Source organism: Niallia sp. FSL W8-0635 (assembly GCF_038007965.1).
Lineage (GTDB): Bacteria > Bacillota > Bacilli > Bacillales > Cytobacillaceae > Niallia.
Genome location: NZ_JBBOYD010000001.1, coordinates 4,129,576 through 4,145,680, shown reverse-complemented (window position 1 = coordinate 4,145,680; position 16,105 = coordinate 4,129,576). Strand labels below are relative to the sequence as shown.

Annotated in this window: 13 protein-coding genes; 10 read left to right on the top strand and 3 right to left on the bottom strand. The window is 36.2% G+C overall.

The genetic code is table 11. The annotated features are described in order from the left end of the window. Positions 1–129 precede the first annotated feature (129 nt). Complete coding sequence (locus tag NYE52_RS19760; RefSeq protein ID WP_341194635.1) at positions 130–1,578, bottom strand: spore germination protein; 1,449 nt, start codon at positions 1,576–1,578, stop codon at positions 130–132. A 542-nt stretch (positions 1,579–2,120) separates the two neighbouring features. Between NYE52_RS19760 and NYE52_RS19755 the strand changes: the two genes are divergently transcribed. Beyond that, on the top strand, positions 2,121–3,821 hold the full coding sequence (locus NYE52_RS19755) for a methyl-accepting chemotaxis protein (protein ID WP_341194634.1): 1,701 nt from the start codon (positions 2,121–2,123) through the stop codon (positions 3,819–3,821). Positions 3,822–3,969: 148 nt separating this feature from the next. Here NYE52_RS19755 and NYE52_RS19750 read toward each other — a convergent pair whose 3' ends face one another. Both NYE52_RS19750 and NYE52_RS19745 read right to left on the bottom strand, forming a co-directional pair. Then, positions 3,970–4,335 (bottom strand): DUF6944 family repetitive protein, encoded by a 366-nt coding sequence (locus tag NYE52_RS19750; protein ID WP_445669155.1) that lies wholly within the window; start codon positions 4,333–4,335, stop codon positions 3,970–3,972. Between the two features lie 2 nt (positions 4,336–4,337). Further along, positions 4,338–4,613: a DUF6944 family repetitive protein gene (locus NYE52_RS19745; RefSeq protein ID WP_341194632.1), complete on the bottom strand. Its 276-nt coding sequence runs from the start codon at positions 4,611–4,613 to the stop codon at positions 4,338–4,340. Between the two features lie 303 nt (positions 4,614–4,916). Between NYE52_RS19745 and NYE52_RS19740 the strand changes: the two genes are divergently transcribed. The 9 genes from NYE52_RS19740 to NYE52_RS19700 all read left to right on the top strand — a co-directional run bounded on the left by NYE52_RS19740 (position 4,917) and on the right by NYE52_RS19700 (position 16,101). Beyond that, a complete protein-coding gene (locus NYE52_RS19740; RefSeq protein ID WP_341194631.1) occupies positions 4,917–6,560 on the top strand; it encodes a PTS transporter subunit IIBC in 1,644 nt (547 codons plus the stop codon). Further along, positions 6,557–7,408, top strand: coding sequence for an endonuclease/exonuclease/phosphatase family protein (locus tag NYE52_RS19735; protein ID WP_341194630.1), 852 nt, complete (start codon positions 6,557–6,559; stop codon positions 7,406–7,408). Before NYE52_RS19740 ends, NYE52_RS19735 begins: the two co-directional genes overlap by 4 nt. Before the next feature lie 410 nt (positions 7,409–7,818). After that, positions 7,819–8,568 (top strand): IclR family transcriptional regulator, encoded by a 750-nt coding sequence (locus NYE52_RS19730; protein ID WP_341194629.1) that lies wholly within the window; start codon positions 7,819–7,821, stop codon positions 8,566–8,568. 16 nt (positions 8,569–8,584) lie between these two features. Next, the gene (locus NYE52_RS19725; RefSeq protein WP_341194628.1) at positions 8,585–9,538 is read left to right on the top strand and encodes a sugar kinase; all 954 of its coding nucleotides are present in this window, start codon (positions 8,585–8,587) and stop codon (positions 9,536–9,538) included. Positions 9,539–9,565: 27 nt separating this feature from the next. Beyond that, positions 9,566–10,198 (top strand): bifunctional 4-hydroxy-2-oxoglutarate aldolase/2-dehydro-3-deoxy-phosphogluconate aldolase, encoded by a 633-nt coding sequence (locus tag NYE52_RS19720; RefSeq protein ID WP_341194627.1) that lies wholly within the window; start codon positions 9,566–9,568, stop codon positions 10,196–10,198. Positions 10,199–10,217: 19 nt separating this feature from the next. Beyond that, positions 10,218–11,366 carry a galactonate dehydratase gene (dgoD, locus tag NYE52_RS19715; RefSeq protein ID WP_341194626.1) on the top strand — a complete coding sequence of 383 codons (1,149 nt, stop codon included), beginning with the start codon at positions 10,218–10,220 and terminating at the stop codon, positions 11,364–11,366. Between the two features lie 89 nt (positions 11,367–11,455). Next, a complete protein-coding gene (locus NYE52_RS19710; RefSeq protein ID WP_341194625.1) occupies positions 11,456–12,766 on the top strand; it encodes an MFS transporter in 1,311 nt (436 codons plus the stop codon). A gap of 295 nt (positions 12,767–13,061) precedes the next feature. Next, positions 13,062–13,622: a transposase gene (locus tag NYE52_RS19705; protein ID WP_341194624.1), complete on the top strand. Its 561-nt coding sequence runs from the start codon at positions 13,062–13,064 to the stop codon at positions 13,620–13,622. Positions 13,623–14,007: 385 nt separating this feature from the next. Further along, on the top strand, positions 14,008–16,101 hold the full coding sequence (locus tag NYE52_RS19700; protein WP_341194623.1) for an Ig-like domain-containing protein: 2,094 nt from the start codon (positions 14,008–14,010) through the stop codon (positions 16,099–16,101). The last annotated feature ends 4 nt before the right edge of the window (positions 16,102–16,105 follow it).

Genomic DNA, 16,105 nt, shown 5'->3' with positions numbered 1-16,105 from the left:
TTTTTGGTTTCTTTTCCTTTTTTCGTTTCAATCCTTTAAGTTAGCAACAAAAAAAGCCAACATTAAATATGTTGACTCCTGTAGAAATAGATTTTGTGCATATCGCAAAGGGTGACCATGTCAATAAAATTAATCATTGTCCTCAGTATATGAGTGTTTGCTATTTATAATTGTCTGTAAATCTCCTCTGAAAATGGTATCTTTTAATTCCTGTATTCTAAATGGAATCAAAGGAGAAAGATAGGGAACTCCTATAGATTTAAGGCTTACCATATAAATGATTTGAATAGTTAAAGCAATAATTATTCCGTTAAATCCAAAAAAATTAGCTATGATTAAAAAAATCGGTCTCAAAGTATTTTCAGCAGCAAACATTCCTCTATTTGCGAGTAGATAACTAGAAATGGCTGTTATTCCTACTATTATGAGACTAACTGGATGAATTAGTTTAGCTGTAACAGCTGTTTCGCCTATTACAATTGTTCCGATTAAGGAAAGTAAAATCACTGCACTTTTTGGAATGCGAAATGAAGCATCTAATAATATTTTTAGGAGAAATAATAGAATAACCATTTCCCAAAAGGTTGATAATAACTCATCTTTAGATATTAATGCCTCTGAAATTTTGTTGGGTAACTCTTTTTTATGAAAATTAGCTATCGTAATATAAATAGCAGGTAAGTATACCGCTAGAATAAAACAGATCATTCTTATCATTCGATTTGTGAAACGGCCAGATTTTTCATGATATTCATCCGGTGCCTGAAATAAATCCATAAAAAGGGTGGGGGCGATAATAGTATAGGGAAAACCATCTACTATTATTGCAACTCTTCCTTCATATAATGAAGACGCTACTCCGTCAATACGTCCTGTAGTTCTTGCTAAATTGAAAAATGTTCTAGGTTTTCCTTCTAACACATATTCTACAACTTTTGAATTTAGTAAATACTTTATTTTAAGGCTTTTTAACCTTTTTCGCACTTCCATTAAAATTCCTTTATCAACAATGCCTTCAATAAATAAGATAGAAACTGCTGTTTTGGAGATTGACCCAAATTCCATTTCTTCTACACAGAAATCGGGGGTTTTTATTATGCTTCTTAACAAATTGATATTTGTTTTCATTTGTTCCGTTAGCCCAATAACTGGTCCCTTGGGTGACCGTTCTCCTAGTGATTCTTCAATGCTTCTTTCCTTCCAATTAGTTGATGATATAATAATTCCTTTCTGGTATCCATTAATTAATAGTATGGTATTTCCTTGAATAATAGCATCTATTAAGTCCTTGTATTTATTAGTGGTTTTCACATCAGCCGATTCAATAATTCTATCAATCATTTCGTCAATAAGAAATTCCTTTGTCGCCGTTTTAACATGTTCTAATATTGGTTTGACAACATATTCTTGCAGATGGTCTGTATTAATAATTCCATCCAAATATACGATGTTGATTTCGAAAGAACCGTCGCTTTTCGGTTTGATTTTTCTTACAATAAGGTCTGATGTATGATTAAAAGTATTCTTTATATTGCTAATATTTTCTTGAAGACTTTCTTGGAATTCTATTGTCAACATTTTATCTCACCCTAAAAGTGTTATTTACCTTAGTTTGAGAAAATGTCTATAATATTATTATTTTTACTGGTGCCAATAAGGGGTGCCAGGCACCATAAAAAGACAAATTGTACGTTCTGTCTTTCTCAGAGGGACAAAGGAAAAGGAATCATTTTATTGATTTCTTTTCCTTTTTTTGTTTAATAGCCTTGAAATTGTTGCAGGGCATTCGATATGTTTTTTCTTACCAAGTGCCTTAACTCCTTTATGGTACTAATTTCGTTTTTTGTCCTGCTCTTTCAAATGTTATATTGGTAAAATTTTCAGTGTAAGAAAATCTGGAACATCGTATTTTTTCGTCCGATAGTTAGATAGAAATACCTATGTTCGTTTTAGTTTTAGGAAAGTTATTAAAATAGGGAATATAAAACGATGACCCTGAAGTTATGAAGGTGATAAATAGAAATTAATTAGTTGGATTAATAGAACAATATTCTATTAAGTAAGCAAAAGTTTAGTGTATCAATTTTGTATATTATATTAAGAAAGGAAAGTATAAAAGAATGAAAATTAAAAACTTCAATATTAGAATGAAGATTAATCTTATGATAATAGTCATTATTTTATTTTTATCCATTATTATTGGTTGTGTAACGTATTTTCAAGTAAATAGAGCTATGCATGATGTATTTTCTGATAGAGTAAGTGTAGTTTCTGGCCTCGGCTATAAATGGCTAGATGCAACATATAAAGGAGATTGGACTATTAAAGATGGTGAACTTTATAAAGGAGATGTAAAGATTAATGATAATAGTGAGCTTCTGGATAAAATAGGGGAAGTAACTGGTGGAATAGCAAATATTTTTCAAGGCGATACAACCGTTGCTACCAACGTAATCGTGGATGGAGAAAGAAGGATTGGTCAAAAAGCAGATAGCTCGATATCAGAAGTTGTACTTAAAACAGAGGATACCTATGTAGGAGAAGCGGACATTGCTGGACAGAAATATTTGACGATGTATAAACCAATTAAGGATAACAATGGCAATGTAATTGGTATGTGGATGGTAGGTCCGAAAATTAAGGTAATTAATGATACGGTTCAATCATTACTAACTATGCTCATAGTAGTGATGGTGATATCTGGAATAATTGCTATTATCTATAGTATATTTTTTACAAGGACAATTGTACGTCCGATTCAGATAATTAATAAACAGTTAAAGGATATTTCTGATGGGGAAGGAGATCTTACGAAGGAGCTCTCCGTGAGATCTCAAGATGAAATTGGAGAGTTAGCTCATTCCTTTAATCGAATGATTGGTAGCCTACGTAAGATGATAGGCCAAATTGGTTCTACATCAGATCAAGTAGCTGCATCTTCAGAGGAGTTAACAGCAAGTGCAGAACAGACGTCTCGTGCAACAAGTCACATTGCTTCTTCTATTCAAGAAGTGGCTAGTAGTGCAGAAATACAGGAGCAAGGAGCAATGGAAGGTTCACAAGCAATGAAAGAGATGGCTATTGGAATGCAACAAGTAGCTGTAACGACATCCTCTGTTTCGGAATTAGCCGCGGAAACTAATAATGAAGCCAATATTGGGAATGAATCCATTCAAAAGGCAATAAAACAAATGAATGTTATCCATTCATCTGTAAGTGACTCGGCTACTGTTATTAAAAAATTAGGAGAACAATCTAATAAAATCGGTACAATTACAGAAGTGATAACGAGAATTGCTGATCAAACCAATCTATTAGCACTTAACGCAGCGATTGAAGCAGCACGAGCGGGAGAACATGGAAAAGGCTTTGCTGTAGTTGCTGAAGAAGTAAGAAAACTTGCTGAGCAATCCAAGGATTCAGCAGATCAGATAGCTAGTTTAATAAGTCATATACAAGTAGATACCACACAAGCTGTAGACCTAATGAACAAAGGATCTGTTGAGACATCGTTAGGAATGGATGTCATACATGAAACAAGCGAAGGTTTTCAAAAAATTCTTCGATCAATTGAAGAAGTTACTACCCAAATTCAAGAGGTTTCTGCTGTAACAGAGGAAATGTCCGCAAGTATTGAACAAGTTAATGCTTCGATGGAGGAAATGGCTCGTATTTCTCTAAGCTCTGCAAACAATACACAAAATGTTGCATCTGCTGCGGAAGAACAGATGGCATCTATGGAGGAAATTACAGCTTCCTCAGCTTCTCTATCTAAGATGGCGGAAAACTTGCAAGTGCTTGTTAATCGATTTAAGTTATAATGGGTCCTAAATGGTGTCTATAATGGTGCCAGGCACCATAAAAAGACAAATTGCACATTCTGTCTTTCTCAGAAGGACAAAGGGGAAGGAATCATTTTATTGATTTCTTTTCCTTTTTTTGTTTATTAACCTTGAACTTCGAACTTTGCTAATAATATTTATTCCCTGCTCCCCATGCTCGCTTGAGATTTTCTTGCTCATAAAAGGAAGAGGCATCTTCTACACTCTTATTTTGGTTAACATGGTTATTTTCTGCCAATTCCTCATCGGTTTGGCCAATTGCATTTAGTATCGTTCCCACTGCTTGTATCCAGCTTCCACTTATTACTAGAAATAGTCCCTTATCTTTATTGTTAAAGAGGATATGCTTCCCGCCGATTGCTTGGAAGGAGTTGCCGACTGCCTGTGTGGTATTACCTAAGATATTTAATGTTTGTTCCGGTCCTGAGTTATCGAGCACCTCATCAACTGCTTCGACTAGCGCACCGAATGCCTGGAGCCAATTCCCTTTAATGATTATTTACTTTCTAATTCATCTTCAAATAAAATATACGAACTAGCCACAACGGTGTTCCCGATTGCTTGAATCTGTGTGCCTATCTTTTCAAAGGTTACCGTTTCTTGTTGATCTGCCTGTACGGCATTCCCGAAAGCTTGTAAAACATTTCCCACTAAATCTAAGTTTTTTACTTCGTCTTCACTAAGTATTTCCCAAACACTGTTTCCTATAGCAGCAAGAATTGTTCCGATTACTTGCACCCATACAGAAGCAATTTCAACGCGATTCTTCACAATACCACGCTCGCCATTTCTTATTGCTGTTTTTATATCGTATTCAAATAGGCGGTGCCTGGCACCATAAAAAGACAAATAGTGAACTTTGTCCATATGAGACGGATGGAGATGGAGCGTAAATCATATTCCAATTTCGTGAATGAAAATGGGGACTAATGAAAATGATGCAAACGTTTGCGTTATTTTTACAAGAAATACTAAAATTATGAATATTTTTCTTGTAAAATGATAGATATATTACTATAATCAAAGATAAGTTTTAGTGCAAACGTTTTAATTGGAAATAAGGAGGGAAAAATAATGAAAAAAATGTTTTCATTTGAATTTTGGCAAAAATTCGGAAAAGCACTGATGGTAGTGGTAGCTGTTATGCCGGCAGCTGGTATTATGATTAGTTTAGGAAAGCTAATTGCGATGATTGATGCTTCTGTTTTTATCACAATTGGAAGCGTTGTAGAGAACATAGGTTGGGGAATTATTGGTAACTTACATATTTTATTCGCATTAGCAATTGGGGGTTCATGGGCTAAGGAAAAAGCAGGTGGGGCCTTTGCAGCTGGGATTGCATTCTTATTAATTAATAGAATTACAGGCTCTATCTTTGGGGTAACAAATGATATGCTTTCCCAAGAAGGAGCTTATACACATACTTTATTTGGAACGAAGATTTTAGTAGATGGCTATTTTACAAGTGTATTGGAAGCGCCTGCACTTAACATGGGTGTTTTCGTAGGGATTATATCCGGGTTTATAGGCGCGATTGTCTATAATAAATATTATAATTTCCGAAAGCTGCCTGATGCACTTGCATTCTTTAATGGAAAACGATTTGTACCATTTGTTGTTATTCTATGGTCTGTTATCGTTTCCTTATTGTTGGCAGTGATTTGGCCAACTATTCAAACAGGAATTAACCAATTTGGTTTATGGATTGCTACCTCAAGTGAAAGCGCTCCAATACTGGCGCCTTTTATCTATGGTACGGCAGAACGTCTTCTTATTCCATTCGGTCTACATCATATGTTAACGATTCCAATTAACTATACATCATTGGGTGGAACATATACGATTATGTCTGGTGTTATGGCTGGGAAAGAAGTATTTGGACAAGATCCACTTTGGTTAGCATGGGCAAGTGATTTAGTAAACCTACAAAATGCGGGTGATACAGGGGCATATAATCAACTGCTTTCCACCGTTACCCCAGCACGTTTTAAAGTAGGGCAAATGATTGGAGCTACTGCGATTTTAATGGGAGTTGCTGTTGCGATTTACCGAAATGTGGATATGGATAAAAAGAAAAAATATAAATCAATGATTTTTTCCGCAGCTATTGCTGTGTTCTTAACAGGTGTTACAGAGCCTTTAGAATTTATGTTTATGTTTGCTGCACCAGTACTTTATGTTGTTTATGCTATTTTACAAGGATTAGCATTTGCATCTGCGGATATTGTAAATTTACGCCTACATTCCTTTGGGAACTTAGAGCTAGTAACACGCTTGCCGATTGCTTTTAAAGCTGGCTTGGGAGGAGACGTTCTAAACTTTGTCATTGTGTGTATTGTCTTTTTCGTGGTGACGTATTTCATTACTAATTTCATGATTAAGAAATTTAATATTGCGACACCAGGTCGTAATGGGAATTATGAAAGTGATGCCGATTCTTCGTTAACAGAAGCGGCTCAAGAAGGACCTACTAACAGCCAAGTTTTAGAAATTGTAGATTTATTAGGTGGAAAAGCGAATATTACGGATGTGGACGCATGTATGACGAGATTACGTGTATCTGTAAAAGAGATAGATAAAGTTGGCGATGAATCGTCTTGGAAATCGGCGGGAGCAATGGGGCTAATTAAGAAGGATGGTGGAGTTCAGGCTATCTATGGTCCAAAAGCAGATATACTGAAATCGGATATTAATGACTATTTGGAGCAAGCTGAATGAAATTATTAACGTTAAATACCCATAGCTGGATAGAAGAAAGCCCGTTGGAAAAACTCGAAGCGATCAAGGAGCAATTGCTCGCTGATCAATATGATGTTATTTCCTTGCAGGAGGTAAATCAATCTATGGATGCAGAGGAAGCAGAGGTTGATGCATTTTTCATTGCCCCAAGTCCTGAAACAGTGATTAAAAAAGATAACTTTGCATTTCTTCTCCAGCAAGAGCTAAAGAAGAATGGGCTCGAGTATTATTGGAGCTGGGTTCCTAGTCATATTGGTTACGACCAATATGATGAAGGAATCGCCGTTCTAACACTTTTTCCAATCACGAATACAAGAGGAATATTGCTCTCACGCAAAGATGATTATGCAGACTATCATACAAGAAAAGCACTGGAAGTTCGTTTTCAAGCAAATGAAAAAAGCTATCTGGTGTATGGATTACATCTATCTTGGTGGCAGGATGAGACAGAAAGCTATCCTTTCCTGTATGAATGGAATAAGCTCGTAGAAGCATGGGAATCGGAATCTCATAAAGATGGGAATGTATTGTTGATGGGCGATTTTAATAACCCTGCCCATATTGAGAAGGAAGGTTATAGCGTTGTTTCCCAGCATCCGGATATAAAGGATGCCTATCTAGATGCCACCGTTAAAAATGGTAGCCATACTGTTGTGAAGAAAATAGATGGCTGGGAAAACAACAGTGATCTGCTTCGAATCGATTATATATTTGTTTCTTCTAATTTATCCGTACATTCCTATGAAACTATTTTTGATGGGAGAATGACCCCGGTTGTGTCTGATCATTTTGGGGTGCGGGTGGAGATAGGGTGCCAGGCACCATAAAAAGACAACTGTCTTTCCCAAGAGGACAAAGGAAAAGGAATCATTTTTGGTTTCTTTTCCTATTTTTTTGTCGGAACTTTTTATTCTACTATTTTTAACTAACCTAGCCTCTACTTACATTCTGCATCCATAATCCCCTTGTTTTACCTCCGCTTTCGTCATTTATTTAATAAATTCACCTCTAGGTAATAATCTTTACTATCTGTATAATCCAGTAATCCTAGGTCTTTTTCCCTTCGTATTTTATACAAAAACCCTGAGTTCATAACTTATTATTTTTAATGAAATATTTTTGTTAACGATTTCAAAAATATATTGACACTCCAAATGAGGGGTGCTATTATGTACCGGAATTAATCACATATATGATTTTGTATCACATATGTGATTTGTAAAAAGGAGAGGATTGGATGTCGGTTAAATCAGCCGAAAGGGTTCTTCAGATTTTTGAATTACTTGCCCACTATCCAGATGGATTATCAATTAAAGAAATTAGTGAGAAGCTTTCATTCCCACAAAGTAGTACATCTAATCTAGTGGCAACACTATTAGAACAGAATTATCTAAGTATAGATGTATTAAAGAGATTTAAATTGGGGGCAAAGTTAGTTCATATTGGTACATTGGCTATGGAAAATATGGATATATCTATCCAAGCAAAGCCTTATTTGCAAAAGTTAATGGAAAAAGTACAAGAAACCGTATTTATGGCCACGATTGCTGAAAATGAATTAGTTTATGTGCAAAAGATAAATAGCAATCGCTCTATTCGCACAACTGCCCAAACTGGCTATCGTAAACCATTGTATAGTACAGGGTTAGGGAAAACCTTCTTAGCTAATATGTCAGAAGGGGAAAGAAAGAGAATCTTAGATCAAATTGAACTTGTTCCTATTACAGAGAAAACAGTGACAGACAGGGCTGAATTAGAAAAAGAACTTTATCAGTATTCGATGATTGGATATACCATTGATGATGAAGAAGGAGAAGAAGGATTGTATTGTGTTGCTGCACCTGTATTTGGGCCGGGGCGTAAGCTGGAGGCAGCAATTAGTGTAGCAGGACCAAGGGAAAGAATGCTTAAACAAAAAGAAGAAGTAGTAGAAAGAGTTCTTTGGACAGCAAAGAAAATATCGGAAAGTATGGGATGTATTTTATAAGAAACAAGGTGATGAGATGGATGTTATTAGTATCGGTGAGACAATGGTTTTATTTACCCCCAATACACTCGGCAAGATTCGTTATGCAAATCAGTATACTTCGAGGATTGCTGGTGCTGAAACCAATACGTTGATTGGTCTAGCAAAACTTGGACATCAGGCTGGATGGATTAGCAGACTTGGCCGAGATGAATTTGGTGAGCAAATTTTGAATACTGTTCGAGGGGAGGGAGTAGATGTTAGTAAAGTAGTTATGGACGATGGAGCACCTACAGGAATTCTATTTAAAGAAATCCTTAATCAAGATTCTGTAAATATTTACTACTATCGCAAAGACTCAGCAGCAAGTAAGCTATCGCCAAATGATTTAGATAAGGACTATATAGCAAATGCGAAATTTTTATATCTATCCGGAATTACGCCGGCACTTAGTCCATCTTGCAGAAAAACAGTTTTTGAGTCGATTGACATGGCAAAAGATAACGGATTAAAAATTGTATTTGACCCAAATATACGTAGAAAACTTTGGAAGGAGGAGGAAGCAAGAAAAGTAATACTTGAAATAGCAGGGAAATCAGATGTTATTTTACCAGGGATAAGTGAATGTGAGTTTTTATTTGGGACTAGAGAGTATACACAGGCAGTTCAATCCTTCCATGAGCTAGGGGTTGAGACAGTGATAGTTAAGCTGGGAGATAAAGGAGCCTATTACTCTACTTTTGATAGTAAAGGATATATTGATAGTTACCCAGTAAAAGCGGTAATAGATCCTGTGGGTGCTGGGGATGGATTTGCTGCGGGGGTCCTTTCAGGGTTTCTGGATAATTTGCCCATCAGTGAGTCAGTAAAACGAGGCTGTGCTATTGGAGCTATGGTTTGTTCTACTAATGGTGATATAGAGGGTCTTCCTAGTAAAAGAGAATTACATCAATTTTATAATTCGAATTTTATAGATGAAGTGAATAGATAATAGGATAGGAAAGGATTCGATATTAATATGAGTACACTTCAACAAATTTTAGATCACAAATTAATTGCAATTATACGAGGGGCAACCCCTAAAGATACATTGAAAATTGTTCAATCCTTATATGAAGGTGGGATAAGAGTTGTAGAGATTACGATGAATTCGCCGAAAGCGCTCACATCAATTGAACGAGTGGTAGATGAATTTGGAGACAAAATGGCAATAGGCGCTGGTACTGTGTTAGATGCAGAATCTGCTCGAAGTGCACTTTTAGCTGGAGCCCAATTCATTTTATCCCCTACTTATAAAGAAGAAACAATTCGAATGACCAAAAGATATGGTGCAGTTAGCATTCCTGCCGCTTTCACACCAACTGAAATTCTGGAAGCTTACGAATCTGGGGGAGATATTATAAAGGTTTTCCCTGCTACTACTTTAGGTCCTAAGTTTATTAAGGATATTCATGGTCCATTGCCACAAATACCATTATTGCCAACTGGAGGTGTTGACTTAAATAATGTTAAAGAATATTTAGTAGCCGGTGCTGCAGGATTGGGGATTGGAAGTTCTTTAGTAAACACAAAAAAGACAATTAATGAAGAGTATTTATTAGAATTAACTGAAAAATCAAACAAGTTCACAATGTTAGCACAAAACTATTAATTATATGGGAGTGTTTTCTATGAAAATAACAGGATATGAATTATTTACCGTTCAACCGCGTTGGTTATTCTTGAAAATTGAAACAGATGAAGGAATTGTTGGCTGGGGAGAACCAGTAATTGAAGGAAAAGCGGCTACAGTCAAAGGTGCTGTAGAAGAATTAATGACTTATTTGATAGGTAAAGATCCATTAAGAATTGAAGATCATTGGAATGTAATGTATAGAGGAGGTTTTTATAGAGGCGGTCCAATTCTTATGAGTGCGATTGCTGGTATTGATCAAGCGCTTTGGGATATAAAAGGAAAATACTATGATGCACCTGTATATCAATTATTAGGCGGAGCATGTAGAGATTCCATCAAGGTCTACTCTTGGATTGGTGGGGATCGTCCAAGTGATACAGCAAGAGCGGCTAAAGAATGTGTAGATAAAGGGTTCCAAGCTATAAAGATGAATGCATCTGAAGAACTGCAATACATAGATTCATATGAAAAGGTTGATAAAGTACTAGAAAACGTAGCAGCTATCCGTGCAGCCGTTGGTAAGAATATAGGCATTGGTATTGACTTCCACGGCCGAGTGCATAAGCCAATGGCAAAAGTACTGGCTAAAGCTTTAGAAGAATTTAATCCAATGTTTATAGAAGAACCAGTATTACCCGAAAATAATGAAGCTTTAAGAGAAATTGCTTCCTTAACAGCTATTCCTATCGCAACAGGCGAGCGAATGTTTTCTAGATGGGATTTTAAATCATTATTAAATGATGGATATGTTGATATTATCCAGCCGGACTTATCCCATGCAGGTGGTATTACGGAATGTAAAAAAATTATAAGTATGGCAGAAGCTTATGATGTAGCAGCTGCACCACATTGTCCATTAGGGCCGATTGCATTAGCAGCTTGTTTACAAGTAGATGCAACTGCACATAATGCGGTTATCCAAGAACAGAGCTTAGGGATTCATTATAACCAAGGTAGTGATTTACTTGATTACTTAAAGGATCCAACTGTCTTTTCCTATGAAGATGGTTATGTGAAAATTCCTCAAGGCCCAGGACTTGGAATTGAGGTTAATGAAGAGTTTGTTCGTGAAATGACTAAAACAGGTCATCAATGGCAAAACCCAATATGGCGTCATCGTGATGGAAGCGTAGCAGAGTGGTAAAAGAGTTTAGTATGCGGTAGGGAACTATTTCCTACCGCAGGAAAGACAAAAGATAGATGGTGAAAGATTACTATAGGAGGATTAAGGATATGAAGAACAAAGCAACAAAGGTTCGGTATAGTGTTGTATTTATGTTATTTATAACTGTTATTATTAACTATATGGATCGAAGTAACATTTCTATAGCAGCTCCATTTATTACAGATGAATTGGGATTAAGTTCCGTGACGATGGGGTTAATTTTTTCTGCTTTTGGTTGGACGTATTGTTTGCTTCAGATTCCTGGCGGCTGGGCTTTAGATAAATTGGGAAACCGAAATACACATGCCATTGGGATTGCGGGTTTCTCTCTCATGACGTTACTTCAAGGATTTGCAAGCGGTTTCCTAGGGTTATTTCTATTACGAGTAGGTTTGGGAGTGTTTGAAGCACCTGCTTTCCCTACAAACAGTAAGGTTGCAGCCAGCTGGTTTCCGGAAAATGAGCGAGCAAGAGCAATTTCCATTTACACTTCTGGACAATTTATAGGACTAGCATTTTTAACGCCAACACTTATTTTCTTTCAACAAACGTTTGGCTGGAGAGGCTTATTTATTGCTACTGGTATTATTGGGCTTGTATGGTCTGTTCTTTGGTTCATTCTTTATCGCGATCCAAGTAAAAGTAAAAAGGTTAATCAGGCAGAACTTGATTACATTCAGGCTGGAGACGGTTTTGTTGAGAACGCTTCAGATAAAGCGAATAAACCTAAAATTGGAAAGAAAGATTTCGCTACAGTCTTAACGAGTAGAAAACTATGGGGAATCTATATCGGTCAATTTGCTGTTAGCTCTACACTATGGTTCTTCTTAACTTGGTTTCCTACCTACTTAGTAGAGTATCGAGGATTATCTTTTATTAAAACAGGGTTTTTAGCATCTTTGCCATTTATTGCAGCGTTCATCGGTGTCCTTTCTGCAGGTTTCCTTTCTGATATCCTTGTGAAAAAAGGAGTTTCCAGTAATAAAGCAAGAAAAACTCCTATTATCGCTGGTTTAATATTGTCTACTTCTATTATTGGAGCCAATTATGTGGATAGTCCTGCCTTAATCGTATTGTTTATGTCTATTGCTTTTTTTGGTAACGGTTTCGCTTCTATTACATGGGTATTCGTGTCGCTTTTGGCGCCAAAACGATTAATCGGAATTGCTGGAGGGGTATTTAATTTCATTGGAGGAACTGCCTCCATAATTATTCCCATTGTCATTGGATTTCTAGTAAAAGGTGGTAGCTTTGCACCAGCACTTACATTCATTGCTTGCATAGCATTAATAGGAGCACTATCCTATATATTCCTAGTTGGAAAGGTAGAGCGAGTGAGTGAACGAAAAGAAAAGGATGAGGTTATTAATGCGTCGTAAATGAAGTGCAGTGAGGGTGCCAACAGTGAGGGTGCCAGGCACCATAAAAAGACAAGTGTCTTTCCCAGGAGGACTAAGGAAAAGGAATCATTTTTGGTTTCTTTTCCTATTTTTTTGTCGGAATATGCAGGAATTTTGATAGTTAGGTAGAATTTTGTATTTTAATGTTTTTTCTTTCTATTTTATAAGTCTTCTTATTTATTGAGATGAGCATGTAAAACACCCCTTGGTAAATTCTGTGTACTTTAAATTTGCTCGTATGTAATCAAATTTCACAACAAAAGGAGGTAGTTAGTTGCCTAGGAAAAGACGTATTTGGTATCCTGGTGCTAGTTTCCATATTACGAGTCGGGGTATTCGGCGGACTTCTTTATTTTGGGATGAGGAAGACCGAGAAGAGTATCTTCGATTGTTGGTAGAGGTAATGGCGAAAAGGCCTTTTATTCTGCAAACGTATTGTTTGATGACCAATCATATCCATCTCCAAATTAAAACTCTTCAGCATTCCCCAAGTAACATTATGCAACTCCTCCATTTTAACTACGCAAAATATTTCAATAAGAAATACAATTTTACAGGACATGTCTTTGAAAGTCGTTATGGATCTGAATTGATTACGTCGGCTCGATATGAATTAGAGGTGAATCGGTATATTCATCTAAATCCAATTCGAGCTGGTATGATTAATAGCTTAGAGGAGTATCCCTGGAGCAGTTATTTTGATTATATAGAGTCTAAGGAAGGAAGTTTTATAAATTCAGAACAAATTCTTGCTTATTTTCCTGAGCCACAAATCGAACAGTATCTTCAATTTTTATATGCGAGAGGGAAAGAAGCTGATCAATATCCAATCTAGGAAAAGGTACCTGGCACCATAAAAAGACAGAAAAGGCATTTTGTCCACGTTAGAAGGACATAACCAAAATGAAAATAGGTATGGTCACAGGGACGTTTCAAAATAAGTAGATCATTGATAGAGAGTTTTGCTCGTGCTAACGGCTGATAACTACTATGCTCTGCTTTTTTGTGCATCCCGAATAAATTTACTATTTCTATAATTCCTCACTATCCTTTGATTCTGTCTTATTGCCAGTCAGTCATCTACTAGTCAAAAGAAGATATTTATACCCTTTTTTGATATTTTATAGTGCTGAACACACATTCGATGGTGATTTCCCTAATAATATCCATTATAATCTACTCAGTACTATACTAATCTATTATTGAGAGAAGGATTTTGAATGAAAAGGAATCTTGTTATTAAAGCAATTATTATGATGCTATTATTTTTTTCGCTAGCTTCAGGCAGTACAGGTATGATTGTGCATGCTGCATCCAATACGTTAAAAAGTGGGCTCTATGTTGTAGGAAAGGATTTATCTCCTGGATTAAATAAATTCACTATTTCCAGTGGAACAGCTGAATTATCCGTTGATCATGGAAAGGATTTTTATATTTATGAATATCTTGATAGTGAAAACTACTATAACTCTAATCAATTTATCACGAATCTGAAAAATGGAGATAGAATAGAAATCTCTCTATCTGATGGTTCTTCTTCCGTACGAGTCGAGTCTGTTTCAAAGATTGATCTAAAGAAAATTTCTAATGGCTTTTATGAAGTTGGTGCCGCTATACCAACTGGAACGTATACATTAAATTTTGATAATCCAGCAGATGAATATGATATGGCTTTTGTTGATATCTATGATAAAAACGATAATTTGAAGGACTCGAATATTCTAGCACCAGAAGATAATCCTTACTCTTACAATTTTTCTAAAGGAGACAAAGTGTATGTATCTTATATGATTGGCACGATGAGCTTTACAGAAAATATCCCGAAAAGCATTACTTTAAATAAATCAAGCTTATCTCTTAAGATGAACCAATCAGTGAAATTAACAGCCACTGTGAATCCGTCAAATGCCACAAATAAAGGAATCACCTGGTCGACAAGCAATGCCGCAGTAGCGTCAGTTGATGCAGCTGGGAATGTAAAAGCGGTCAAAGTAGGTAGTGCGACCATTACTGCAACTGCAAAAGGGAATCCGTCTGTGAAGAAGAGTGTTAAAGTTACGGTTTCAAAAGTAGTTCCAACTAGTGTGAAACTAAGCAAATCTACTTTAGGTATTACGAAGAATCAGACAGTAAAGGTAACGGCTAGCGTATCACCTGCTGATGCACAAGATAAAACTATTCAATGGAAAAGCTCCAATACAAAAGTGGCAACGGTAGATTCAAAGGGAAATATAAAAGGAATTGCGAATGGTAAAGTAACTATTACTGCCACTGCCAAAGATAATACAAAAGTATCAAAAATAGTAACAGTAACGGTTTCTACGAAAACATTAAAAACAAATAAAAGCAGCTTATCTATTACAGAAGGAAAGTCAGAAATACTGAAAGCTACTATTTCTCCTTCTGATAGCACGGACAAAACAGTAAGTTGGAAGTCTTCTAATACAAAAATTGCTAAGGTTGATAGCAAAGGAAAGGTTACTGGTGTTAAAAAGGGAACAGCAACTATTACTGCTTCTGTGAAAGGAGCTAAAGAGGTAAAGGTAAAAGTAACCATTACAGCGCCAATTGCTGCAAAATCAGTGAAGTTAAATAAGACTTCAGCTACTGTAGCTAAAGGAAAAACACTGACTTTAGCAGCTACTGTTAGTCCAAGCAACACAACAAATAAAACAGTAAAGTGGAAGTCTTCCAATACTAAAGTTGCGAAAGTGGATAGTAAGGGAAAGATAACAGCGGTAGGAGCAGGCTCAGCCAAAATTACGGCTACAACGGCTAATGGAAGAACTACTGCTGCTACGATTACAGTTCCCTATGTAAAAAGCTTAAGTGCTGGAACATGGAAAGCAGGAAAAGACTTATCCGCTGGTCGCTATAAAATTACTACCAATAACGGAAGCGGAAATTTAATCATCGGAATGGGTACTGATCGCTTTGTAAATGAGATTCTTTCAAGTAAACAAGATGATTTCGGTGGTGTTACTACCGTTACAACAGATATAAAAAGTGGTGATTCCATAAAAATCGAAGGATTAAACAGTGTACAATTTACGAAAGTATCAAACGTCAAATCAAATGCCCTTCATTCTGGATATTGGACGGTTGGCAAAGATATTAACCAAGGAAAATACAAAATTACAACACCAAGCGGATATGGGAATTTAATTATTTCCAGAGGCAGTAGTATACTAGTAAATGAGATTCTTTCAAATAAATCAGATGGATATTCCGTTACAAGTGTAACTACCACCCTTAAAACTGGAGATCGTATCAATATTGCAGGGTTGAATAAGGTTGTATTTACAAAAAAATAAGGTT